The organism is Pseudomonas sp. NFACC32-1, from assembly GCF_900101215.1.
Taxonomy (GTDB): Bacteria; Pseudomonadota; Gammaproteobacteria; order Pseudomonadales; family Pseudomonadaceae; genus Aquipseudomonas.
On the sequence record NZ_FMUL01000004.1, the window covers coordinates 21,365 to 45,844 of the forward strand.

Below are 24,480 nucleotides of genomic sequence, written 5' to 3' on the forward strand. Positions count from 1 at the left end.
GCGGATCCCGCGGATCCAATGGCTTGCGAAAGGCGAGGCGTACGATGAGCAAAGAAGTACTGCTGGTTGTTGAGTCGGTATCCAATGAAAAGGGCGTACCGGCTGGCGTGATTTTTGAAGCGCTGGAGTTGGCTCTGGCCACTGCTACCAAGAAGCGGTTTGAAGACGAAGTTGACTTGCGTGTGGAGATCAATCGCCACACCGGTGCCTACGAGACGTTCCGTCGTTGGACGGTAGTCGAGGAAGCCGACCTGGATGACCCGGCGATCGAAACCTGGCCGAGCAAGGTTGCGCAAACGCATCCTGGCGCCAAGGTGGGTGACGTGGTCGAGGAAAAGATCGAATCCATCGAGTTCGGTCGCATCGCTGCACAGACTGCCAAGCAGGTCATTGTGCAGAAAGTTCGCGAAGCCGAGCGTGCGCAAGTCGTCGACGCCTATCGCGAGAAGCTGGGTGAAATCATCTCCGGCACCGTGAAGAAGGTTACCCGCGACAACGTGATCGTCGACCTGGGCAACAATGCCGAGGCGCTGCTGGCTCGCGAAGACATCATTTCCCGCGAGACTTTCCGGGTGGGGGTGCGTCTGCGTGCGCTGCTCAAGGAAATCCGCACCGAGAACCGCGGCCCGCAGTTGATCCTGTCGCGTACCGCGCCGGAAATGCTGATCGAGTTGTTCCGCATCGAAGTGCCGGAAATCGCCGAAGGCCTGATCGAAGTCATGGGCGCCTCCCGGGATCCGGGCTCGCGTGCCAAGATCGCGGTCCGTTCCAAGGACAAGCGTATCGACCCGCAAGGTGCCTGCATCGGCATGCGCGGTTCGCGTGTCCAGGCCGTATCCGGCGAGTTGGGCGGCGAGCGCGTGGACATCGTGCTGTGGGACGATAACCCGGCCCAGTTCGTGATCAATGCCATGTCGCCTGCCGAAGTGGCGGCAATTATCGTCGACGAAGATGCCCATGCCATGGACATCGCCGTTGGCGCAGACAATCTGGCCCAGGCCATCGGTCGCGGTGGTCAGAACGTACGTCTGGCCAGCCAACTGACAGGCTGGACCTTGAACGTGATGACCGAATCGGACATCCAGGCCAAACAGCAAGCTGAAACCGGCGACATCCTGCGCAATTTCATCGAAGAGCTCGAAGTCGATGAAGAGTTGGCGCAGGTGCTGGTGGATGAAGGCTTTACCAGCCTGGAAGAGATTGCCTACGTGCCGGTGGAAGAGATGCTCAACATCGATGGCTTTGACGAAGATATCGTCACCGAGCTTCGCGCTCGGGCCAAGGATCGTTTGTTGACCAAAGCCATCGCTACTGAGGAAAAGCTGGCAGACGCCCATCCGGCCGAAGACCTGCTCTCGCTTGAGGGTATGGACAAGGATTTGGCGATGGAACTGGCGGTGCGCGGCGTAATTACCCGCGAAGACCTGGCCGAGCAGTCTATTGACGATCTGCTCGACATCGACGGCATTGACGATGATCGTGCCGGCAAGTTGATCATGGCCGCCCGAGCCCACTGGTTCGAGTAATTAGGCGCGGCCTGAGGAGAGAAGTGCATGACGCAAGTCACGGTGAAACAACTGGCCGATGAGGTCAAAACACCGGTAGAGCGCCTGTTGCAGCAGATGCGTGAGGCAGGTCTGCCGCACACCGCCGCCGAGGAACATGTGACCGACAGTGAGAAGCAGTCCCTGCTGACTCACTTGAAGAGCAGTCACAAGGCAAAAGTGGAAGAACCGCGCAAGATCACGCTGCAGCGTAAAACTACCAGCACCCTGCGTGTTGCCGGTAGCAAGAGCATCAGCGTAGAAGTGCGCAAGAAGAAAGTTTTCGTGCAGCGCAGCCCGGAAGAAATCGAAGCCGAGCGCAAACGCGAGCTGGAAGAACGTCGTGCAGCGGAAAATGCTGCGCGCCAGAAGGCTGAAGAAGAAGCCAAGCGCCGCGCCGAAGAAGAAGCGCGTCGCCAGCCTCCTGCGGAGCAAGCCGCTCCGGTCGAAGCGGTCGCGGAACCTGCCGAGGTTGTCGAGCCTGTGCGTGAAAGCGCGCCGGTACTGGCTCCGGCTCCAGCCCCTGTGGCGGATACCCGCAAGCGTGACGAACAGCGTCGCCCGGACAAGTCGCGTGCCGACGAAAACCGTCGTGGTGGTGATGGCGAGCGCAAGAATGCTCCTCATCGCGCGTCGGTCAAGGAAAAGGCACCGGCCCCGCGGGTTGCTCCACGCACCACCGACGAAGAAAGCGATGGCTTCCGTCGCGGCGGTCGTGGCAAGGCCAAGCTGAAGAAGCGCAACGCCCACGGTTTCCAGAGCCCTACCGGTCCTGTCGTGCGCGAAGTGAAGATCGGCGAGACCATCACCGTGGGCGACCTGGCCCAGCAGATGTCGGTCAAGGCTGCTGAAATCATCAAGTTCATGTTCAAGCTGGGTACCCCGGCCACCATCAACCAGGTACTGGACCAGGAAACTGCCCAACTGGTTGCCGAAGAGCTGGGCCACAAAGTGACCCTGATCAGCGACACCGCCCTGGAAGATTCCCTGGCCGAGTCCCTGAAGTTCGAAGGTGAAGCGGTTCCTCGTGCACCGGTCGTGACCGTCATGGGCCACGTCGACCACGGTAAGACCTCGTTGCTCGACTACATCCGTCGCGCCAAGGTAGCGGCTGGCGAAGCCGGCGGCATTACCCAGCACATCGGTGCGTACCACGTTGAAACCGAACGTGGCATGGTCACCTTCCTCGATACCCCGGGCCACGCCGCGTTTACCGCAATGCGTGCCCGTGGTGCCAAGGCGACCGACATCGTGATCCTGGTGGTCGCGGCGGACGACGGCGTGATGCCTCAGACTGTCGAGGCTGTCCAGCACGCCCAGGCGGCCGGTGTTCCGCTGGTGGTGGCGGTGAACAAGATCGACAAGCCGGGTGCCGACCTCGATCGCATCCGCAGCGAACTGTCGGTTCACGGCGTGACCTCCGAAGACTGGGGTGGCGACACGCCATTCGTCCCGGTTTCCGCGAAGATGGGTACTGGCGTCGACGAGTTGCTCGAAGCGGTATTGCTGCAGGCTGAAGTGCTCGAACTGACCGCCACGCCATCGGCTCCTGGCCGTGGTGTCGTAGTCGAATCGCGCCTGGACAAGGGCCGCGGTCCGGTGGCAACGGTTCTGGTTCAGGACGGTACGCTGCGTCAGGGTGACATGGTGCTGGTCGGTTCGAACTATGGCCGTGTGCGTGCCATGCTCGACGAGAACGGCAAGGCCATCAAGGAGGCCGGTCCGGCCATTCCGGTCGAAATCCTCGGCCTGGACGGTACCCCGGACGCTGGCGACGAGATGAGCGTTGTGGCCGACGAGAAGAAAGCCCGTGAAGTGGCTCTGTTCCGTCAAGGCAAGTTCCGCGAAGTCAAATTGGCTCGCGCTCACGCCGGCAAGCTGGAAAACATCTTCGAAAGCATGGGCCAGGAAGAGAAGAAGACGCTCAACATCGTCCTCAAGTCCGACGTCCGTGGCTCGCTGGAAGCCTTGCAGGGCGCATTGAACGGCCTGGGCAACGACGAAGTGCAGGTGCGTGTGGTCGGCGGCGGCGTCGGTGGTATCACCGAAAGCGACGCCAACCTGGCACTGGCTTCCAACGCTGTACTGTTCGGCTTCAACGTGCGTGCCGATGCCGGCGCTCGCAAGATCGTCGAGCAGGAAGGTCTGGATATGCGTTACTACAACGTGATCTACGACATCATCGAAGACGTCAAGAAAGCCCTCACCGGCATGCTGGGCAGCGACGTGCGGGAAAACATCCTGGGCGTGGCCGAAGTACGCGATGTGTTCCGTTCGCCGAAGTTCGGCGCGATCGCCGGTTGCATGGTGATCGAAGGTGTCGTTCACCGTAACCGTCCGATCCGTGTACTGCGTGAAGACATCGTGATCTTCGAAGGCGAGCTGGAATCCCTGCGTCGCTTCAAGGATGACGCTTCCGAAGTACGTGCCGGCATGGAATGCGGTATTGGCGTCAAGAGCTACAACGACGTCAAGGTTGGCGACAAGATCGAAGTCTTCGAGAAGGTCCAGGTTGCTCGCAGCCTCTGACTCGCGCACTTCAAGAGCCCTGGTGGCTGGCCGCATGCACATGCGCGCCGTCGCCGGCGGACTCTAAACGCAACGCCCGGTCCGGCTTTTTGCCAGGCCGGGCGTTTGCCGCTTTCAGACCTTGCGGGTTTCACCGTGGGGCAGTAACAGGTAACAAGACATGGCAAAAGAATATAGCCGTACCCAACGCATCGGCGACCAGATGCAGCGTGAGCTGGCGCAGTTGATCCGTCGCGAAGTCAAGGATCCACGTGTCGGCCTGGTGACCATCACCGCGGTAGAAGTCAGTCGTGACGTCGGTCATGCGAAGATCTTCATCACCGTGATGGGCCAGGACAATGCTGAAGACATCGGCCAGAGCATCAAGGTGCTCAACTCGGCCGCCGGTTTCCTACGCATGCAGCTGGCCCGCGAAATGAAGTTGCGCAGCGTTCCACAGTTGCATTTCCACTACGACGAAAGCGTCGCGCGCGGGGCGCATCTGTCGGCCCTGATCGAGCGCGCCGTGGCTGAAGACAGTCAGCACGCGGCTGAACCCGAAGACACCAAGGAGTAACCGGTGGCTCAGGTCAAACGTATCCGTCGTAACGTGAGCGGCATCATCCTGCTCGACAAACCGCTGGGGTTTACCTCCAACGCGGCATTGCAGAAGGTTCGCTGGTTGCTCAATGCCGAGAAGGCGGGACATACCGGTAGCCTCGATCCGCTTGCCACCGGCGTGCTGCCGTTGTGCTTCGGCGAGGCGACCAAGTTCTCCCAGTACCTGCTCGATTCCGACAAGGGCTATGAAACCCTGGCGCAACTGGGCAAGACCACCACCACGGCAGATGCCGAAGGCGAGGTTTTGCGCGAGCGCCCGGTGACCGTTGGTCAGGCGGATATCGAAGCGGTACTGCCGCGTTTCCGCGGGCAAATCAGTCAGATACCGCCGATGTACTCCGCGCTCAAGCGGGACGGACAGCCGCTGTACAAGCTGGCTCGTGCAGGCGAAGTAGTGGAGCGTGAACCGCGTTCTGTTACTATTGCGCGCTTGGAATTGCTGGCTTTTGACGGTAATACTGTCCGGCTTGCCGTGGATTGCAGCAAAGGCACCTATATCCGTACCCTGGTGGAGGATATCGGTGAGCAGCTCGGCTGTGGTGCGTACGTGGCAGAACTGCGACGGACCCAGGCCGGTCCTTTCGCGCTGGCCCAGACGGTCACGTTGCAAGAGCTGGAAGCGGCACATGCCGAAGGTGGCAACGAAGCGGTGGACCGTTTCCTGATGCCATCGGACAGTGGCTTGCTGGATTGGCCGCTGCTGCAGTTCTCCGAACACAGCGCTTTCTACTGGCTCAACGGCCAGCCGGTACGCGCCCCGGACGCGCCGAAATTCGGCATGGTACGGGTACAGGATCACAACGGTCGCTTCATCGGTATCGGTGAAGTGAGCGAAGACGGGCGCATTGCGCCACGTCGATTGATTCGGTCGGAATGACCGGAACCCGTCTGTGTAACAGCAGGCGGGCGAGTGTGGCTGTCAACAGGCACGGTCATCACTCATTTATAGATACAGGGATCTGTCCCTGGCCTGTTGGTGCGGTTTCCTCGGAAACGGTACCTTGAACAAGAGGAAAGCCACATGGCACTCAGCGTTGAAGAAAAAGCTCAGATCGTGACCGACTACCAGCAAGCTGTTGGTGACACTGGTTCGCCAGAAGTGCAAGTTGCACTGCTGACCGCCAACATCAACAAACTGCAAGGTCACTTCAAGGCCAACGGTAAAGATCACCACTCCCGTCGTGGTCTGATCCGCATGGTAAACCAGCGTCGCAAGCTGCTGGACTACCTCAAGGGCAAGGACGTCAATCGTTACAGCACCTTGATCGGCCGCCTGGGCCTGCGTCGCTAATCAGCGATTGCGCTATGAGGTTGGTTGTCTGCCAGTTGCCCGCGTTCGCGTCGGCGACCGGCAGGCTCCCAGCCTCAAGTTTTATCTGGACAGTCGTTGGGCCGATTCCCGGCACTGCCCAAGAATTTCGCAAGAAGACAAGTTTCCCCAAGAGCCACAAAGAAGGTAGGACACCGTGAACCCGGTAATCAAGAAATTCCAGTTCGGTCAGTCGACCGTTACCCTCGAGACTGGCCGTATCGCCCGTCAGGCATCCGGCGCAGTGCTGGTCACCGTTGACGACGACGTCAGCGTATTGGTGACCGTTGTCGGTGCCAAGCAGGCCGATCCAGGCAAGGGCTTCTTCCCTCTGTCTGTCCACTATCAGGAAAAGACCTACGCCGCCGGTAAGATCCCGGGTGGTTTCTTCAAGCGCGAAGGCCGTCCTTCCGAGAAGGAAACCCTGACTTCCCGCCTGATCGACCGTCCGATCCGTCCGCTTTTCCCTGAAGGTTTCATGAACGAAGTGCAGGTGGTCTGCACCGTCGTTTCCACCAGCAAGAAAACCGATCCGGACATCGCTGCGATGATCGGTACCTCGGCCGCGCTGGCGATCTCCGGCATTCCTTTCGACGGTCCTATCGGCGCTGCCCGCGTGGCCTTCCACGAAAGCACCGGCTACCTGCTGAACCCGACCTACGAGCAACTGAAGGCATCGAGCCTGGACATGGTCGTGGCCGGTACTTCCGAAGCCGTGCTGATGGTTGAATCCGAAGCCAAGGAACTGACCGAAGACCAGATGCTGGGCGCCGTACTGTTCGCCCATGACGAGTTCCAGGTCGTGATCAACGCCGTCAAGGAACTGGCCGCCGAAGCTGCCAAGCCAACCTGGACCTGGGCGCCGCAACCGGAAGCCACCGAGCTGCTGGGCGCGATCCGTGCCGAGTTCGGCGAAGCGATTTCCCAGGCCTATACCATCACCATCAAGGCCGACCGTTATGCGCGCCTGGGCGAGCTGCGTGACCAGGTAGTGGCGCGGTTCTCCGGCGAAGAAGGCCAGCCATCGGCCAGCGACGTCAAGGCGGCTTTCGGCGAAATCGAATACCGCACCGTTCGCGAAAACATCGTCAACGGCAAGCCACGTATCGACGGTCGCGACACCCGCACCGTACGTCCGCTGAACATCGAAGTCGGCGTGCTGCCGAAGACCCACGGTTCGGCGTTGTTCACCCGTGGTGAAACCCAGGCCCTGGTCGTTGCAACCCTGGGCACCGCCCGTGACGCGCAACTGCTGGACACCCTGGAAGGCGAAAAGAAAGACCCGTTCATGCTGCACTACAACTTCCCGCCGTTCTCGGTGGGCGAGTGTGGCCGCATGGGTGGCGCCGGTCGTCGCGAAATCGGTCACGGCCGCCTGGCCCGCCGTTCCGTCCAGGCCATGCTGCCGGACACCGATTCGTTCCCGTACACCATCCGCGTGGTTTCGGAAATCACCGAGTCCAACGGTTCGAGCTCCATGGCTTCGGTCTGCGGCGCTTCCCTGGCACTGATGGACGCAGGCGTTCCGATGAAGGCGCCGGTTGCCGGTATCGCCATGGGCCTGGTGAAGGAAGGTGAGAAGTTCGCCGTCCTGACCGACATCCTGGGCGACGAAGACCACCTGGGCGACATGGACTTCAAAGTAGCCGGTACCGCCAAGGGCGTGACCGCGCTGCAGATGGACATCAAGATCAAGGGCATCACCGAAGAGATCATGGAGATCGCCCTGGGCCAGGCCCTGGAAGCGCGCCTGAACATCCTCGGTCAGATGAACCAGGTCATCGGTCAGTCCCGTACCGAACTGTCGGAAAACGCTCCGACCATGATCGCGATGAAGATCGACACCGACAAGATCCGTGACGTCATCGGTAAAGGCGGCGCGACCATCCGTGCGATCTGCGAGGAAACCAAGGCTTCGATCGACATCGAGGACGACGGTTCGATCAAGATCTTCGGCGAAACCAAGGAAGCGGCAGAGGCTGCACGCCAGCGCGTCCTGGGCATCACTGCCGAAGCCGAGATCGGCAAGATCTACGTCGGCAAGGTCGAGCGCATCGTCGACTTCGGCGCCTTCGTCAACATCCTGCCGGGCAAGGACGGTCTGGTTCACATCTCCATGCTGAGCGATGCTCGCGTCGAGAAAGTGACCGACATCCTCAAGGAAGGCCAGGAAGTGGAAGTGCTGGTACTGGACGTGGACAACCGCGGCCGTATCAAGCTGTCCATCAAGGACGTCGCAGCAGCCAAGGCATCGGGCGTTTAATCACCCCCGCGCCTGACCGCTGAACAAGCAAACGCCCCGACTGGTTCGGGGCGTTTTGCTGTGTGGCGAAAATCCTTTTGTCGCGGGTTGCCTGGCCACAGGCGACGATGCTAGGTTTAGCCACCGCCCGTGTAGCTCAGCCGGTAGAGCAGCGCACTCGTAACGCGAAGGTCGCAGGTTCGATTCCTGTCTCGGGCACCATCATCCCTCCGCTACTTCACCTTCCGGCTCAATTCCTCGACTGTGCGTTTGAGCTGATCCATCTCGCGATCCTGGTTGCCGAGTTCCTGTTTCAGCGAGGAAATTTCGCTGTTGCTCGCACTCGCACTGGACCCGCCATTGCGCTTGAGTTCCTCCACTTGCTTGCCGAGGTCGCTCAGTTCGCGTTCCTGTTCCTTGATGGTGCGCTTGAGATCGTCAATCTCCCTGCTGCTGGAGGTGGAGCTCGAGCCGCTGTTGCGCTTGAGCTGCTCGATCTGGCGGGCCTGCTCGGCGAGGGTGCGCTTCTGGTTTTCCAGTTCGTCGGCATTGTCCTTCACGGTTTTTGGCAGGTTTTCCAAGGCACTGGCGCTGATGTTGGTCCTGACGAGTGTGTACTTATCAAACGCCTCATGATGAAGGGCAGGAATGACGTCGGAGTAAGACGGCCCGTTGGAAGAAACTTCAACCGCCGCGTGAGCGATGTCGGCCAGGGCCAGGCTGCCGAGCAGCAAAGTTGCGGTAGCCAGTTGGATTGACGAACGTTTCGCAAAGCTGCGCATCGCTGGGGTCCTTGTGATTTGCCGGTATGGCACATGGCTATGACTGGTTGTTTTGACAGATGTTCCAGGGCCCGCTCGATTTCTTCTGCACAGGTTTTTTTGTGGGATAGATGTAAAGAGCCGTGTAAATCGTCGGTAAAACAACCTATATTCGTGCTGCATGTGTATCGCCCAGCAGTTTTCAGATGATCCCCGAATGGTTCCGAAGGCCAGGTAAACCGGGCTTGTTAACGGTTTTCTGCGTCAGAGAGATCCTTGATGATCCAGACCCATCCCCATTCCTCCGATCAGCGAGAACGACATGACGGCTAAAGAACTGACGCAAGAAGCCAGACACGAAGAAGCCCTGCGCAAATACGCCCTGGATACGCCTCAGTTAATGGAAGAAATCAAGGACCTGAGCGCCGACGATCAGAAAGACCAGATCCAGTGGGCGTTCGAGGACGAAGCCGAAGCCCAGGGGCTGCAGCCTTGGGAACTGACGCTCAAGTACACCAGCACGCCTGAGGAGTTCGAGGCGCAGCGCCTGGCCCTGCACAAGGAAGCGGCCGAGGTGTTGGGCGTGGAGTGGGAAGAGTACTGCGAGATGAATAATCTGGTGGTCTGAGAAAAACGCCAGCCTCTTCGGGGCTGGCGTTTTTTCGTATCAAAGGCTCAGTCGCATCGACAGATCCACGGCTTTCACATCCTTGGTCATTGCACCGATCGAGATGTAGTCCACGCCGGTCTCGGCAATCGGACGCAAGGTACTTTCGTTGATGCCACCGCTGGCCTCCAGCTTCGCCTTCCCGGCGTTCAGGCGTACGGCCTCGCGCATGTCGTCCAGGCTCAGTTCGTCGAGCATGATGATGTCGGCATCGGCCGCCAGGGCTTCCTTCAATTCCGTCAGGCTTTCGACCTCGACCTCCACCGGTTTGCCCGGTGCGATCTTGTGGGCGGCGGCAATGGCCTGGGTGATGCCGCCGCAGGCCGCGATGTGGTTTTCCTTGATCAGGAAGGCATCGTAGAGGCCGATGCGGTGGTTGTGGCAGCCGCCACAGGTCACTGCGTACTTCTGGGCCAGGCGCAGCCCGGGCAAGGTCTTGCGGGTGTCCAGCAGCTTGACCTGGGTGCCGGCGACAAAGTCCGCCAGGTAGCGAGCCCGGGTGGCCACGCCCGAGAGCATCTGCAGGAAATTCAGCGCACTGCGTTCGCCGGTCAGCAGCGAGCGGGCCGGGCCCTCGAGGTGAAACAGCGCCTGGTCGGGGCTGACCCGGTCGCCGTCGCGCACCTGCCAATGTACCGCCACGCGCGGATCCAGTTGCCGGAACACGGCATCGACCCAGGCGGTGCCACTGATGGTCGCGGCTTCCCGGGTAATGATGGTGGCCTTGGCCAGGCGTTCGGCGGGGATCAGTTGCGCGGTGATGTCGCCGCTGCCGACGTCTTCGAGCAACGCGCGGCGCACATTGGCTTCGATTTCAGCGGTCAGGTCGGCGAGACGTAGGTTCGGCATAACGGGCTCCACAGACAAAGTGGCCCGATTATAGGGCCAGTGTCCTGTCCCACAAGCATTGTTCCTTCCCGACGGCGCCCCTGATTGTCATGTCGTCCTGGGGCTGGCGACCTGCATTTGGTCGCCTGCGCGCAACATTTTCCCGATTTTCCGGTCACTTATTTCGATGTATTTCGAGCTGGGTCACAGAGTCCTCTGGTGCGACGGGGTTCTTTTACCAGATAATCCGCCTTTCGATTGACGTCATGGCTTTGACGTTTACGACCGAAGAACACCGTTCCAGGAGGCCAGGATGCACAACGACGGGAATGTAGTGCCTTTGCACAAGGTTTCTACCGATCAGGCGAATCGTTCGCCGCTCGCCCGTTTGCCTGTGATTCTGCTTCAGGTCCGCGACAAGGCCGCCCAGCAACTGCGCCTGGGCTTGCAAGGGTTGTTCGATAACGCCGACGACACATTGTTCGAAATGGCCGACCGGGCGCGCAACGATGTCGAACAGAACCTGTACTTCGAAGCCATGCGCGACTTGCGCCTGAAACGCAAAAGCATCGAGCGCGAGTTCATCGAGCAGTTTTTCGAGGCGTTCGTCAGCCTGGCCCAGTACGACCTGACCCAGGCTACGTTGACGCCGGCCCTGGCCCAGGCGCGATCGAGCCGCGACGACCTGGAGCGCCACCTGGCGGTGGAGGCCATGGTCACTCGGGTGCTGAGCCGCGACGGAGCTTCCCTGGATCAGTTGACGGCACGCCTCAGCGTGCTGCTGGCCCGGCCCATGGCCAATTCGCAGAATCCTCTGAGCCCCGCACTGCTGTGTGAAAACTTCCTGCAGGCCGGGCGCAACCTGGGGGTGGGAATCAAGGTCAAGCTGATCCTGCTCAAGCTGTTCGAGCGTTATGTGCTCAGCGAATGCGACCAGCTCTATGCCGAGGCCAACCAGTTGCTGGCCGCCACGGGCATTCTGCCGGACCTCAAGATTTCGCCCTCCCGGCGGGCGTCGGATCGCATCGAGGAGCCCACCCGATCCTTGCCGGAAAGGGCAGCCAGGCCGACGGTCGCTGAAGTCGATGACAGCGTGCAGGAGGTGTTCGCCGCGTTGCAGAAGCTGCTGGCGCAGGTGCGAGGCAGCGTGGCGCCGACCCTGGAGCCCAGTGCGCCGGCCCAGCCGATTTCCACTCGGGACCTGCTGCGTCTGCTGTCCCACCTGCAGCAGTATGTGCCAGCACCCACCCAGCAGGATGAGTTCGACCTGCGCAGCCAGCTCGAGCAACTGCTCACCCGTGTCAGCGTCAAGAGTGGCAAGTCTCGGGTGGTCGAAGGTGCTGATGAAGATGTGATCAACCTGATCTCGATGATGTTCGAGTTCATTCTCGACGACCATAACCTGCCCGAGACCCTCAAGGCGCTGATCGGCCGCCTGCAGATCCCGATGCTCAAGGTGGCGGTGCTGGACAAGAGTTTCTTCAGCCGCGGCAATCATCCGGCTCGACGGTTGCTCAATGAAATTGCCGACGCAGCCATGGGCTGGGGCGATTGCGACGATCATCAGCGGGACAATCTCTACGTGCGTATCGAACAGGTGGTCCAGCGCTTGCTGAACGACTTCATCGATGACCCGGCGATCTTTTCCGAAGTGCTGGCGGATTTCCTGGCCTTTACCAGCGACGAGCGGCGTCGCTGTGAGCTGCTCGAACAGCGCATTCGTGACGCCGAAGAGGGGCGGGCGAAGGCCGAGCTGGCGCGTTTACGGGTCGAAGGCGTATTGAACCAGGTGATGCTGGGCAAGACCCTGCCCCTGGCCGTGGTGGAGTTTGTGCAGCAGGCCTGGAGCCAGGTGCTGCTGTTGACCGGCTTCAAGCATGGCGAGGAGTCCGCCGAGTGGCGCGCCGATGTCCTGACCCTGGAGCAACTGATCTGGAGCGTCCAGTACCACGACGAATCCGATGCCGGCCTGCGCTTGCTGGCGATGGTGCCGGAGTTGCTCAAGGCGCTGCGCGAGGGCCTGAGCCGTTCGGCGTTCGATCCGTTCGCCACCAGCGAGTTTTTCAGCGAGTTGGAGCTCCTGCATGTGCAGGCGCTGCAGCGCATGGGCCAGGCCACGGAGCAGGCCCAGGCGTCCGATTCGCCGGAAATGATCGAAGTGAAGGAAAGAATTGTCTTGCGGCCTCCGCACAAGGCGCCAGCCGACAGCGCGGCGGTTCGCTTGCCGGCCGATGACGTAGGGCTGCGCCAGGTCGACCAGTTGCGCCTGGGAAGCTGGGTGGAATTCCAGGAGGATGAAGACAACAGCCTGCGTTGCAAGCTGGCGGCGATCATCGAGAGCACCGGCAAATACGTTTTCGTCAACCGCACCGGGCTCAAGGTGCAGGAGCACAGCCGTACCAGCCTGGCCCTGGAGTTCCGTCGCGGAGCGGCACGGGTACTGGACGACACCCTGCTGTTCGACAGGGCCCTGGAATCCGTGCTGGGCAACCTGCGACAACTCAATCGCGGCAAGTGATCGCGCTGGCGAGGCCGATCACGGCATACTGGCGGCATTGATCGTCGTCATCGAAGGAACCTGTATGCAGCTGGACCCCGCGAGCGGTTGGTGCCACGGCGTGCGTCATTGCCCGTCGCCCAACTTCAATGCGCGCCCCGAGGGCGAGATTTCCCTGCTGGTGATCCATAACATCAGTTTGCCGCCTGCCCAGTTCGCCACGGGCAAGGTCCAGGAATTTTTCCAGAATCGCCTGGATGTCACGGAACATCCCTATTTTGCCGGTATCGCCGACCTGCGCGTTTCCGCGCATTTCCTGATCGAGCGTGATGGCGCCATAACCCAGTTCGTCTCTTGTCTAGAGCGTGCGTGGCACGCCGGGGTTTCGTGCTTCGAAGGCCGGGAGACCTGCAATGATTTCTCCATAGGCATCGAGCTGGAGGGCACCGACGACCTGCCTTTCACCGACGCGCAATATGCCGCCCTGGTGGACCTGACACGGCAGTTGCAGGCGGCGTTCAGCTCGATCACTGTAGAGCGCATCTGCGGGCACAGCGACATTGCGCCGGGCCGCAAGACTGACCCGGGGCCGGCATTCGACTGGGCACGCTACCGTGCGGCCCTGACAGAAGGGGAAGGACAATGAGTTTTCTGGTGTTGCTGCTGGCGGTGTGGATCGAGAAGTTCTCGGCCTTGCGCCAGCGGATCCAGCGCGACGGCGGATGGCTGCGTGAGCTGAACAGGATCGAAGCGAGCCCTCGCTGGGTGAATCGGCCGTGGCTGGTGCTGGGAGTGATGGTACTGGCCCCCGTGGCGTTGCTGGCCTTGTTGCTGTGGGTGCTGGAGCCGGTGGCCTATGGTCTGCTGGCATTGCCGGTGCACCTGCTGGTGGTGATCTACAGCCTGGGACGCGGTGACCTGCTGGCCGAGCTGGGCCCCTTTCGCGATGCCTGGCGACGCGAAGACCTGCAGGCGGCGACTCATGTGGCCAAGCGCGACCTGGCTATCGAAGCCAACAATGGCGAGCAATTGCTGGGCAGGGTCCAGGGCCATCTGCTGTGGCAGGCCTACCAGAGCTTTTTTGCGGTGATCTTCTGGTACTTCCTCTTGGGGCCGGTGGCGGCCCTGAGTTATCGCTTGCTGGCGCTGGCTGCCGAACATAGCCAGAACCCTGGCGTGGCGGAGCGGGCGGCGCAATTGCGCCATGCCTTCGACTGGGTGCCGGTCCGGCTGCTGGCGGCCAGTTTCGCCTTGGTGGGCAACTTCGTCGGGGTCAGCCGGATCATGCTGCATGAACTGCTGAACTGGAACATCAGTGCTGCGCAACTGATCGATAAGGTTGGCCTGGCGGCTGGGGAAATTTCCGCTCCCCTGGCAGGGCCCGAGGGCATCAATAACCTGGATCGGCTCTGGGAGTTGCTGCTGCGTGCGGCGGTGCTCTGGTACGCCGGGTTTGCGGTGTGGACCGTACTGGCCTGACGGGCGCGAGACCACGCCGCCAGGCCTGTGACCCGAGGGCTTGCCTGCGCCCGGTTGCGGGCAATCGCGAACGTGCGTGGGCATTTCCTGAAGCGCCCCGGGATCTGCTTCGCAGGCCGGCTGCAGCAAGCCCCCGGCACGCGGGATCGCCTCACGATCGTTCCCGTTAACCTTAAGTTACAAATCTTCCTTCCGATTTAGGCTATACAGGGACAGCACCACCAATGGTGGCTTTCTGCTGTCGCTGTGCGCGTGCTCATAAAAATAAAAACACTACCGGGAGGCTTTCCTGTGAAGAGTTTGCTCTGGCCCGCCGTCGCCCTGATGAACCGTCTGAGCTTTGGCATGAAGTTCAGCCTGATCAGTGTGTTGTTTCTAGTGCCGATGCTGGTGACCAACTTCTTTCTGGTGCGCGAGTCCTATCGGGAATTGCAGGGCACCCATGTGGAGTTGCAGAGCCTCGACCTGCTGGGCAGCAGCCTGAGCCTGCGCCGCGACCTGGAAACCCTGAACAACCTGGTGCAGATCAATGCCAGCCTGGGCCAATCCGGCAAGGCCGGCGATGTGGAAGCGAAGATCGGCACGCTCGAACAACAGGTCCTCGCCCGCCTGCAGGGCATGACCGCCATGGCCGTGGAACCCGAGCAGGCAGAGGCCTTCGTTGCCAAGCGCGACGAAATGGTCGCTGCGTTCAAGGCCCAGCAGGCCGAGAGTTCCCTGCAAAGCAAAAGCGCCTTGATCGGCAAGCTGCTCAATAGCGCGCAAATGCTGAGCCAGATCATCGCCAGCCAGGCAGGCCTGAGCCGCGATGGGCAGGGTGATATCCGTCAACTCAGCGAACTGATCACCGCTGTGACTCCCAACGTGACCCAGATCCTGGGTGAAGGCCGCGCGTTGGGCGCGTCATCCCTGGGGCTGGGGTTTCTCAACTCCTCGTCGAGCACCCGGTTCGACGAGTGGCTGGCACAGGTCGAAAAGCTTCAGGGCGAATACGATCTGAAATTGCAGGACGCCCTGGGCTCGAGCAAGGCGGCCGGGCAGGCGTTGGCCGAGCCGGCGGCCAGCAGCAAGAACACCCTCAGGCAAGCGGCGGAACTGATCGAAGAACAAGTGGTGATGGCCGACACCCTCGATGCACCCTGGTCGGCCTTCTACGATCAGGTCAGTGGGCTGATGGCCCAGACCTACCGGTTGAACGAATCGACCCTGGGCTTTCTCGGCGCCCAACTGCAGCATCGCCTGGAGCAGAATCGCAGCCACATGGTGCTGCAAGCCGTGGCGCTGGCGGCGGTATTCCTGCTGATTTTCTACCTGTACGCCGGCTTCTATGCCTCGACCCGTACGACGCTCCAGCGCCTGGGGCAGATGATGGACAAGGTGGCGGCCGGGGACATGACGGTCAACTTCGTGGCCAGCAGCAAGGATGAGCTGGGCGAATTGGGCGCGGTGTTCAATGGCACGGTGGCGAAGATCCACGACCTGATCGAACAGGTGGGCCGCACGGTCGCCGAGGTGGAGCGCCAGGCCGGGCAGGTGGAAACCGTCTCGGCCCGCAGCAACCAGGCGGTTGCCGGCCAGCGGAGCCAGATCGAGCTGGTGGCCACGGCCATGAACCAGATGTCGGCCACCGCCCAGGAAGTGGCTCGCAGTGCCGCGGCGGCGGTCAGCAGCGCCCACAGCGTCAACGACGAAACCCTCAGCGGCCGAGGCCTGGTGGAATCCCAGCAGGGCAGCATTGCCCGCTTGGCCAGCGAGATCGACCAGTCGGTACAGGTCATCAATCAACTGGCGACCGACAGCCAGGCCATCAGCCGCGTGCTGGACGTGATCAAGAGCATCGCCGAGCAGACCAACCTGCTGGCCCTCAACGCCGCCATCGAAGCGGCCCGGGCCGGTGAGCAGGGGCGCGGCTTCGCGGTGGTGGCCGACGAAGTGCGGACGCTGGCCAAGCGCACCCAGCAATCGACCGAAGAAATCGAAGCGATGATCAGTCGCCTGCACGGCGGCGTGGGGGCTGCGGTCCGGGCCATGGGCACCAGTCATGAAATGGCCAGCGGCACGGTAGGCCAATCGGAACAGGTCCAGCAGGCCCTGGAAAATATCCTCGGCGCCGTGGGCATGATCGTCGACCAGAACCAGCAGATCGCCGCCGCCGTGGAACAGCAGACGGCCGTGGCCCATGACATCGACCAGAACATCGTCGAGATCAACCGCGCCGGCGAACGCACCGCCGAAGGTGCACACCAGACCGAGGATGCCAGCCGGGCATTGTCAGCCCAGGTGGTGCAGCTCAAGCAATTGATCAATGCGTTTCGGGTGTAGACCGTTGTGGGAGCGAGCCTGCTCGCGCCCACAGGTTTTACCAGTTGAAGAGTTGGCGGGCGTTGGCGGTGCTGGCCTCGGCCAGTCGCTCAGGCGTCACCGCCATGATCCCGGCCAGTGCCTCGCAGATAGCCGGTAGATGCGCAGGGCTGTTGCGCTGACCGGGGAACATCGCCGGCGCCATGTCCGGTGAGTCGGTCTCCAGCACGACGGCGTCCAGGGGCAGTTTCGCCAGCACGCGGTGCATGCGCAGGGCCTGGGGCCAGGTCGCGGCACCGCCCAGGCCAAGCTTGAAGCCTAGCTTGATGTATTCGCGTGCCTCTTCGTAGCTGCCGGCGAAGGCGTGGATGATGCCTGTGCGTTCCAGGGCGAAGCGCTTGAGGGTCGCGATCACGGCGGCGTGGCTGCGGCGTACATGGATCAGCGCCGGCAGGCGGAATTGCGCCGCCAGTTGCAACTGCGCCTCGAACAGCGTCTGCTGGCGCTCGCGGTCGAGGGTTTCGATGTAGTAATCCAGGCCGATTTCACCTACCGCGCACAGTTGCCGATGCCCGGCCAGGCGGTCCAGCCAGTCGTGCAGTTGCGTCACGTCGTCGGCGCGATGCTGGTCCAGGTAGACCGGGTGCAGGCCCAGCGCGGCGTGCAGGTCCGGGTCGCTCTGCACCAGGTCCCAGACGCGCTGCCAATTGTCCCGATGCACCCCCAGCACCACCATCTCCCGGACGCCCAGCGCGCGGCTATTGGCCAGCAGCGCCGGCCGGTCCGCGTCGAAGTCGGGAAAGTCCAGGTGGGTGTGGGTGTCGATCAGCTCCATGTTCCGGCCCTGAAATGCTCAACCCTGGTGGATGCGCTGTTTGAATGTCCGCGCGATGGCTTGCACACCCGGCTGGTATTCATCGTTTTCGATGGCTGCCAGGGCCAGTTCCAGTGCCTTGTCGGCAATCAGTTGATGTTGCTGGGACATGGCGTTGACCGGCAGTGGCAGGAAGTCCAGCAGTTGTGTGTCGCCGAACGTACCCAGGCGCAGCGGGCGCGCCTTGAGCGGGAAGTCGTGCAGGGCGTCGAACACCCCTTGCAGCAGGACGTAGGACGTGGTGATCAGTGCATCGGGCAAGTGACCGAGGCGTTCGAGCAACTCCTCCATCAACTGGCGACCGCATTCCCGGCTGAACGACTCGCCGTGTTCGATCAATACCTGGCCGTCGAACCCGGCCAGTGCCTGGCGAAAACCGGCGGCCCGTTCCTGGCTGATGCTCAGCTCTGGGCGAGCGCCGATCAGCGCGATCTGCCGGGGCTGTGTTTCCAGCAGGCTGCGGGTCAATTGCAGGCTGGCCTGGCGATCGTCGCTGATCACCGAGCAGAAGTGGGCCGGTTCCATTACCCGGTCGATGGCGATGATCGGGATGCCCTTGGCCTGCAGCTGGCGATAACTGTCATCGCCGGCGGGCAGGCAGCTGGCGACGATCAGCGCATCGCAGCGGCGGGCGCGGAACAGCTGCAAGAGCTGGCGCTCGCTGTCGGGCGCGTCGTCGGAGCTGGCGATCAGCAACTGATAGCCCTGGGCCCGGGCGCCTTGTTCCAGCAGCTTGGCGATGCGGGCGTAACTGGGGTTTTCCAGATCCGGCAGGATGAAGCCCAGGGTACGGGTGTGCCGGCTGCGCAGCCCGGCGGCCTGGGGGTTGGGCGTGAAGCCGTGTTCTTCGACCACCGCGCGCACCCGCTCGACGGTCGCGTTGCTGATGCGTTGCTGTTCGGCCTTGCCGTTGATGACATAACTGGCGGTGGTGACGGACACACCGGCCAGTTGGGCGATATCACTGAGTTTCAACCCGGTTTTCCTTGTTTTTTCGAGGTTGCCCCGACAATGAGCAGCCATCCTACCCGATTGTGGGTGACGGACGCTTTCGACAAGTTGCACTTCAAGGATGAAAGATTATCGAGTAACGTGCCAATCTTTCTAGATTAAACGTTTCAGCAAGCGTATTTTCAAGGCTGACAGAAATTTTGGCGACTCTGCCGCGATCCCGCCAAATGCTGTCCTGTCGCGTTAGGGTACAAAGCCTAAGCTGATTCATTCAAAACAATACCTGGCGACCACCGGACGCCAAAAAGGAGAAAGCATGCTCGAGCTCAATCCAGAGCAGATATCCATGGCCCAGACGGCTGTGGATAAAGCCGCCGCGCTGCAATTGCTCGCTGACAAACTGGTTGCCGATGGCCTGGTGGCCGAAGGTTATCTCGCCGGCTTGCAGGCCCGCGAAGCACAGGGCTCGACCTTTCTTGGCCAAGGTATCGCCATTCCCCACGGTACGCCGCAGACCCGCGACCTGGTTCACTCCACGGGCGTGCGCTTGCTGCAGTTCCCCGACGGGGTGGATTGGGGCGATGGACAGATCGTCTACCTGGCGATCGGCATCGCGGCCAAATCCGACGAACACCTGCGTTTGCTGCAATTGCTGACCCGGGCCCTGGGCGAGACCGACCTGGGCCAGGCCCTGCGCCGTGCCAGTTCTGCCGAGGCGCTGTTGAAGCTGCTGCAAGGGGCGCCACAGGAACTGGCCCTGGACGCACAGATGATCGGCCTGGGTGTGTCGGCCGATGATTTCGAAGAACTGGTCTGGCGTGGCGCCCGCCTGCTGCGCCAGGCCGATTGCGTCAGCAATGGGTTTGCCGGGGTCTTGCAGCAAGTCGATGCGCTGCCCCTGGGCGATGGCCTGTGGTGGTTGCACAGCGAACAGACGGTCAAGCGTCCGGGCCTGGCGTTCGTGACGCCGGACAAACCCATCCGTTATCTCGGCCAGCCCCTGAGCGGGTTGTTCTGCCTGGCCAGTCTCGGCGAGGCGCACCAGGCGCTGCTCGAACGCCTGTGTGCGTTGTTGATCGAAGGGCGCGGCCACGAACTGGGGCGGGCCACCAGCAGTCGCAAGGTACTGGAAGTGCTGGGCGGCGAGTTGCCCGCCGACTGGCCCAGCGCCCGCATCGGCCTGGCCAATGCCCATGGCTTGCATGCGCGTCCGGCCAAGATCCTCGCGCAACTGGCCAAGAGCTTCGAAGGCGAGATTCGCGTGCGGATCGTCGATGGCCAGGACAGCGCCGTGTCGGCCAAGAGCCTGAGCAAGCTGCTGAGCCTGGGCGCCCGGCGCGGCCAGATCCTGGAGTTCATTGCCGAACCGAGCATTGCCAACGATGCGTTGCCGGCACTGCTGGCGGCCATTGAAGAAGGCCTGGGCGAAGAGGTCGAACCGTTGCCGCCACCGAGTGCGCCACGGGAAACCGTGATGGCCGAGGTCGCGACCGTCATGCTGGCGCCTGAATCCGGCAGCCTGATCCAGGCCGTCGCCGCCGCCCCGGGCATCGCCATCGGCCCGGCCCATATCCAGGTACTGCAGGCCATCGACTATCCGCTGCGCGGTGAATCGGCGGCCATCGAGCGCGAGCGCCTGCAGAACGCCTTGAGCCAGGTGCGGCGCGACATCCAGGGCCTGATCGAACGCGCCAAGGCCAAGGCTGTTCGCGAGATCTTCATCACCCACCAGGAAATGCTCGACGACCCGGAGCTGACCGACGAAGTCGACACCCGCTTGAAGCTGGGCGAGAGTGCGCAGGCGGCGTGGATGGGCGTGATCGAAGCCGCCGCCAAAGAGCAGGAGGCCTTGCAGGATGCCTTGCTGGCCGAGCGGGCCGCCGACCTGCGGGACGTTGGCCGTCGGGTGCTGGCGCAACTGTGTGGCGTCGAAACCCCGAACGAACCCGAGCAGCCGTACATCCTGGTGATGGACGAAGTGGGGCCGTCCGATGTGGCTCGTCTGGATCCGAGCCGCGTGGCCGGGATCCTCACCGCCCGGGGCGGCGCCACTGCCCATAGCGCTATCGTCGCCCGTGCCCTGGGCATCCCGGCGCTGGTGGGGGCCGGCGCCGCGGTGTTGCTGCTGGCGCCGGGCACGCCATTGTTGCTGGACGGGCAGCGCGGCCGCCTGCATGTCGATCCGGACGCCGCCACTTTGCAACGCGCTGTCGAGGAGCGCGACACCCGCGAACAGCGCCTCAAGGTCGCCGCCCAACAGCGTCACCAACCGGCATTGACCCGTGATGGCCACGCGGTGGAAGTGTTCGCCAACATCGGCGAAAGCGCCGGGGTCGCCAGCGCTGTGGAGCAGGGCGCCGAGGGCATCGGCCTGTTGCGCACCGAGCTGATTTTCATGGCCCACACCCAGGCGCCGGACGAGGCCATCCAGGAAGCCGAATACCGCAAGGTGCTCGACGGCCTGGCCGGTCGACCACTGGTGGTGCGCACCCTCGATGTGGGGGGCGACAAGCCGCTGCCGTACTGGCCGATAGCCAAAGAGGAAAACCCTTTCCTCGGCGTACGGGGCATTCGTCTGACCCTGCAGCGTCCGCAGATCATGGAGGCGCAATTGCGGGCCTTGCTGCGTTCGGCGGACAACCGTCCGCTACGGATCATGTTTCCCATGGTGGGCAGCGTCGAAGAGTGGCGCCAGGCCCGGGACATGACCGAGCGCCTGCGCCGGGAAATCCCTGTGGCGGACCTGCAGCTGGGGATCATGATCGAAGTGCCGTCCGCTGCGCTGCTGGCCCCGGTACTCGCCAAGGAAGTGGATTTCTTCAGCGTCGGCACCAACGACCTGACCCAGTACACCCTGGCCATCGACCGTGGCCACCCGAGCCTCTCGGCCCAGGCCGATGGCCTGCACCCGGCGGTGCTGCAACTGATCGACATCACCGTGCGCGCCGCGCATGCCCACGGCAAGTGGGTCGGTGTGTGCGGTGAGCTGGCGGCCGACCCGCTGGCGGTGCCGGTGCTGGTAGGCCTGGGTGTGGACGAACTGAGTGTTTCAGCCCGTAGCATCGCCGAGGTCAAGGCACGGGTACGCGAATTGACCCTCGAACAGGCCAAGGCCCTCGCCCAGGAGGCGCTGGCCGTGGGCAGCGCCAATGACGTGCGCACATTAGTGGAGGCGCTGTAATGGCGAAGATTCTTACCCTGACCCTCAATCCGGCGCTCGACCTCACGGTGGAACTGGCGCGTCTGGAGCCGGGGCAGGTCAACCGCAGCGATGCCATGCACAGCCACGCCGCCGGTAAAGGCGTGAACGTGGCCCAGGTCCTGGCCGACCTGGGGCATACGCTGACCGTCAGCGGTTTTCTCGGCGAAGACAACGCCCAGGCGTTCGAGACGCTGTTCGCCCAGCGCGGCTTTACCGATGCCTTTATCCGGGTGCCCGGTGAAACCCGCAGCAACATCAAGCTGGCCGAGCAGGATGGGCGCATCACGGACCTCAACGGTCCGGGCCCGAAGGTCGATGACGCCGCGCAACAGGCATTGCTCGAGCGGCTGGAACGGATCGCCCCCGGTCACGATGCCGTGGTGGTGGCGGGCAGCTTGCCCCGTGGGGTCAGCCCGCAATGGTTGCAAGCCCTGATCACGCGCTTGAAGACACTCGGCCTGAAAGTGGCCCTGGACACCAGCGGCGAAGCCTTGCGCGTCGCACTGGCGGCCGGCCCCTGGCTGATCAAGCCGAACACCGAGGAGCTGGCCGATGCGCTGGGGTGTGATGTAGTGAGCGAATCGGCCCAGGTCGAGGCTGCGCAGCGCCTGCACGCACAGGGCGTCGAGCAGGTGGTGATTTCCCATGGCGCCGACGGGGTGAACTGGTTCAGTGCCGGATCGGCGCTACATGCCTCGCCGCCCCGGGTCACCGTCGCCAGCACCGTGGGCGCCGGGGACTCGCTGTTGGCGGGCATGCTCCACGGCCTGCTGGGCGCGCACACCCCCGAGCAGACCCTGCGCACCGCCACGGCCATCGCCGCCATGGCCGTGACGCAGATCGGTTTCGGCATCCGTGACACCGCGTTGCTGGCGTCGCTTGAACAGGGCGTGCGCGTGCGCCCCCTGACAGAACAATAAGAGGGTTCGCAAGTATGAAACTAGCCATTGTGACGGCCTGCCCGAACGGCATGGTCACCAGTGTGTTGTGCGCCCGCCTGCTGGACGCGGCGGCCCAGCGCCAGGGATGGAGCACCCGCGTCGAGGTGCATGACGCGACCCATCCGGAACGCCAGTTGTCGACGGCGACCCTTGAAGCCGCCGAATGGATCTTGCTGGTTGCCAGCGGCCCGGTGGATCTGTCGCGATTCGTCGGCAAGCGGGTATTTCGCAGCACACCGGCCCAGGCCCTGCAGGACGTTGATGCGGTGCTGCGTCGTGGCGCCGTAGAAGCTGAGGTTCTGGGCGAGGCCGACGCGTTCGCACAAGAACCGGCGGCGTCGGCCGAGCGTGCCCCGCGCCTGGTTGCCATCACCGCATGCCCAACGGGCGTTGCCCATACCTTCATGGCCGCCGAAGCCTTGCAGCAGGCGGCGACGAAACTGGGCTACGACCTGCAGGTGGAAACCCAGGGCTCGGTCGGTGCGCGCAATCCGTTGAGCGCCGAGGCCATCGCCGAAGCGGACGTGGTGCTGCTGGCGACCGACATTGAAGTCGCCACCGAGCGGTTTGCTGGCAAGAAGATCTATCGTTGCAGCACTGGCGTGGCCTTGAAACAGGCCGAAGCGACGCTGAACAAAGCGCTGGTCGAAGGTCGCCAGGAAAGCGCCTCGAGCGGCGCCAGCGCCCCGGCCAAGTCGGAAAAGACCGGCGCCTACAAGCACCTGCTGACCGGCGTATCGTTCATGCTGCCGATGGTGGTGGCCGGTGGTTTGATGATCGCCTTGTCGTTCGTGTTCGGCATCGAGGCCTTCAAGGAGCCTGGCACCCTGGCGGCCGCGCTGATGCAGATTGGCGGCGACACGGCGTTCAAGCTGATGGTGCCGCTGCTGGCCGGCTACATCGCCTATTCCATCGCCGACCGTCCGGGCCTGGCGCCGGGAATGATCGGGGGAATGCTGGCAAGCACCCTGGGGGCCGGCTTCATCGGCGGCATCATCGCCGGTTTCCTGGCCGGTTATGCGGCCAAGGCGATCAATCGCTACGCCCGACTGCCCCAGAGCCTGGAAGCGCTCAAGCCGATCCTGATCATCCCGCTGCTGGCGAGCCTGTTCACTGGCCTGGTGATGATCTACGTGGTGGGCAAGCCAGTGGCGGGCATGCTGGATGCCCTGACCCATTTCCTCGATAGCATGGGCACCGCCAATGCCATTTTGCTGGGCGTGCTGCTGGGCGCGATGATGTGCATCGACCTGGGTGGGCCCATCAACAAGGCCGCCTACGCGTTTTCGGTGGGCCTGCTGGCTTCCCAGAGTTACGCACCGATGGCCGCGACCATGGCCGCCGGCATGGTGCCGCCGATTGGCCTGGGTATCGCCACCTTCATCGCCCGGCGCAAGTTCGCCCGGACCGAACGCGAGGCCGGCAAGGCGGCCCTGGTGCTGGGGCTGTGCTTCATCTCCGAAGGCGCCATTCCATTCGCCGCCAAGGACCCGTTGCGGGTGATTCCGGCCAGCATTGCCGGTGGTGCGCTGACCGGTGCGTTGTCGATGTACTTCGGCTGCAAACTCATGGCACCCCACGGCGGTCTGTTCGTGATGCTGATCCCCAATGCCATCAATCATGCGCTGCTGTACCTGCTGGCGATCGTGGCGGGTAGCTTGCTGACGGCGGTGGTGTATGCGTTGCTCAAGCGGCCTGAGGGGGTGGAAATGACGTTGGAGCCGGCCAAGGCCTGATCGCTTCTTTGAAACAATG

General features: G+C 62.7%; 17 protein-coding genes, 1 tRNA gene and 1 pseudogene. 15 read left to right on the forward strand and 4 right to left on the reverse strand.

The features are described from left to right. Positions 1–44: 44 nt before the first annotated feature. The 7 genes from nusA (at position 45) to BLP99_RS08080 (ending at position 8,446) form a co-directional block, all read left to right on the forward strand. Positions 45–1,526 carry a transcription termination factor NusA gene (gene nusA / locus BLP99_RS08050; RefSeq protein ID WP_072388549.1) on the forward strand — a complete coding sequence of 494 codons (1,482 nt, stop codon included), beginning with the start codon at positions 45–47 and terminating at the stop codon, positions 1,524–1,526. Between the two features lie 27 nt (positions 1,527–1,553). Continuing rightward, complete coding sequence (infB, locus tag BLP99_RS08055) at positions 1,554–4,073, forward strand: translation initiation factor IF-2 (RefSeq protein WP_072388547.1); 2,520 nt, start codon at positions 1,554–1,556, stop codon at positions 4,071–4,073. Positions 4,074–4,233: 160 nt separating this feature from the next. Next, positions 4,234–4,629 (forward strand): 30S ribosome-binding factor RbfA, encoded by a 396-nt coding sequence (gene rbfA / locus BLP99_RS08060; RefSeq protein WP_072388545.1) that lies wholly within the window; start codon positions 4,234–4,236, stop codon positions 4,627–4,629. A 3-nt stretch (positions 4,630–4,632) separates the two neighbouring features. Further along, positions 4,633–5,550 carry a tRNA pseudouridine(55) synthase TruB gene (truB, locus tag BLP99_RS08065; RefSeq protein WP_072388543.1) on the forward strand — a complete coding sequence of 306 codons (918 nt, stop codon included), beginning with the start codon at positions 4,633–4,635 and terminating at the stop codon, positions 5,548–5,550. A gap of 144 nt (positions 5,551–5,694) precedes the next feature. Next, entirely contained in the window at positions 5,695–5,964 is a 270-nt protein-coding gene (rpsO, locus tag BLP99_RS08070) for a 30S ribosomal protein S15 (RefSeq protein WP_039592311.1), read from the forward strand. Between the two features lie 175 nt (positions 5,965–6,139). Continuing rightward, a complete protein-coding gene (pnp, locus tag BLP99_RS08075) occupies positions 6,140–8,245 on the forward strand; it encodes a polyribonucleotide nucleotidyltransferase (protein WP_072430735.1) in 2,106 nt (701 codons plus the stop codon). A gap of 125 nt (positions 8,246–8,370) precedes the next feature. Further along, positions 8,371–8,446: transfer RNA gene (locus BLP99_RS08080), tRNA-Thr, on the forward strand. Positions 8,447–8,457: 11 nt separating this feature from the next. Here BLP99_RS08080 and BLP99_RS08085 read toward each other — a convergent pair. Further along, entirely contained in the window at positions 8,458–9,006 is a 549-nt protein-coding gene (locus BLP99_RS08085; protein WP_092180133.1) for a hypothetical protein, read from the reverse strand. A 301-nt stretch (positions 9,007–9,307) separates the two neighbouring features. Between BLP99_RS08085 and BLP99_RS08090 the strand changes: the two genes are divergently transcribed. Continuing rightward, complete coding sequence (locus BLP99_RS08090) at positions 9,308–9,613, forward strand: DUF6388 family protein (RefSeq protein ID WP_072388537.1); 306 nt, start codon at positions 9,308–9,310, stop codon at positions 9,611–9,613. A gap of 39 nt (positions 9,614–9,652) precedes the next feature. Here BLP99_RS08090 and nadC read toward each other — a convergent pair whose 3' ends face one another. After that, positions 9,653–10,501: a carboxylating nicotinate-nucleotide diphosphorylase gene (gene nadC, locus BLP99_RS08095; protein WP_072388535.1), complete on the reverse strand. Its 849-nt coding sequence runs from the start codon at positions 10,499–10,501 to the stop codon at positions 9,653–9,655. A gap of 292 nt (positions 10,502–10,793) precedes the next feature. Here nadC and BLP99_RS08100 point away from each other — a divergent pair, with 292 nt between their 5' ends. The 4 genes and pseudogenes from BLP99_RS08100 to BLP99_RS26815 all read left to right on the forward strand — a co-directional run. Further along, the gene (locus BLP99_RS08100; RefSeq protein ID WP_072388533.1) at positions 10,794–12,998 is read left to right on the forward strand and encodes a DUF1631 domain-containing protein; all 2,205 of its coding nucleotides are present in this window, start codon (positions 10,794–10,796) and stop codon (positions 12,996–12,998) included. A gap of 64 nt (positions 12,999–13,062) precedes the next feature. Next, positions 13,063–13,623: a 1,6-anhydro-N-acetylmuramyl-L-alanine amidase AmpD gene (ampD, locus tag BLP99_RS08105; RefSeq protein ID WP_072458702.1), complete on the forward strand. Its 561-nt coding sequence runs from the start codon at positions 13,063–13,065 to the stop codon at positions 13,621–13,623. After that, positions 13,620–14,456, forward strand: a complete 837-nt coding sequence (gene ampE / locus BLP99_RS08110) for a regulatory signaling modulator protein AmpE (protein WP_092180135.1) — start codon at positions 13,620–13,622, stop codon at positions 14,454–14,456. The genes ampD and ampE overlap by 4 nt, the downstream gene beginning before the upstream one ends. 1,749 nt (positions 14,457–16,205) lie before the next feature. Beyond that, positions 16,206–16,778 (forward strand): annotated as a pseudogene (locus tag BLP99_RS26815) (methyl-accepting chemotaxis protein); the annotation flags it as partial. Between the two features lie 37 nt (positions 16,779–16,815). Here the strand turns inward: BLP99_RS26815 and BLP99_RS08120 are convergent. Together BLP99_RS08120 and cra are read right to left on the reverse strand one after the other, a co-directional pair. Further along, positions 16,816–17,592, reverse strand: a complete 777-nt coding sequence (locus tag BLP99_RS08120) for a TatD family hydrolase (protein ID WP_072388525.1) — start codon at positions 17,590–17,592, stop codon at positions 16,816–16,818. Positions 17,593–17,610: 18 nt separating this feature from the next. Then, the gene (gene cra, locus BLP99_RS08125) at positions 17,611–18,606 is read right to left on the reverse strand and encodes a catabolite repressor/activator (protein WP_072388523.1); all 996 of its coding nucleotides are present in this window, start codon (positions 18,604–18,606) and stop codon (positions 17,611–17,613) included. A gap of 292 nt (positions 18,607–18,898) precedes the next feature. Here cra and ptsP point away from each other — a divergent pair, with 292 nt between their 5' ends. From ptsP to BLP99_RS08140, 3 genes are read left to right on the forward strand one after another with little or no spacing between them, the layout of a single operon-like run. Continuing rightward, positions 18,899–21,763, forward strand: a complete 2,865-nt coding sequence (ptsP, locus tag BLP99_RS08130; RefSeq protein WP_092180137.1) for a phosphoenolpyruvate--protein phosphotransferase — start codon at positions 18,899–18,901, stop codon at positions 21,761–21,763. Then, positions 21,763–22,704 (forward strand): 1-phosphofructokinase, encoded by a 942-nt coding sequence (pfkB, locus tag BLP99_RS08135; protein ID WP_072388519.1) that lies wholly within the window; start codon positions 21,763–21,765, stop codon positions 22,702–22,704. The genes ptsP and pfkB overlap by 1 nt, the downstream gene beginning before the upstream one ends. A gap of 14 nt (positions 22,705–22,718) precedes the next feature. Further along, entirely contained in the window at positions 22,719–24,461 is a 1,743-nt protein-coding gene (locus tag BLP99_RS08140) for a PTS fructose-like transporter subunit IIB (protein ID WP_092180139.1), read from the forward strand. Positions 24,462–24,480: the final 19 nt, after the last annotated feature.